This is a genomic window from Opacimonas viscosa, assembly GCF_024199005.1.
Taxonomy (GTDB): Bacteria; Pseudomonadota; Gammaproteobacteria; order Enterobacterales; family Alteromonadaceae; genus Opacimonas; species Opacimonas viscosa.
This window is the reverse complement of record NZ_JANATA010000194.1, coordinates 1-260: the sequence shown is the minus strand read 5'-3', so window position 1 is coordinate 260 and position 260 is coordinate 1. Positions and strand designations below refer to the sequence as shown.

The 260-nt window shown below is 65.4% G+C and carries 1 protein-coding gene; it reads right to left on the bottom strand.

Translation table 11 applies throughout. The features are described 5' to 3' along the window. Nucleotides 1-244: hypothetical protein (locus tag NLF92_RS13275; protein ID WP_254102712.1), on the bottom strand; the 244-nt coding region annotated here is incomplete at its 3' end. Nucleotides 245-260 lie beyond the last annotated feature (16 nt).

Below are 260 nucleotides of genomic sequence, written 5' to 3'. Positions count from 1 at the left end.
AAGAAGAGAGCGCGGGAGATCGCGACACAGAGAGCCTGGGAGCCTCGGCCAACTGAGTGACCTGCCCCGCAGACTTGCTTTCCGCCTCGACAGCCGTCACGACGGCCGTATCAAGGGGCATGTCACCGGCCATCTGGTCCGCCACCGGTCCTGTCTTGCTCGCCACAATCGCCAGACGTTCGCCCTCGGTCGACTCAGGGGCAGACTCGGGCTTGCTGGCAGTTCGAGGTGGCGAGACGGCCATCTCGGCATCCTGGCTC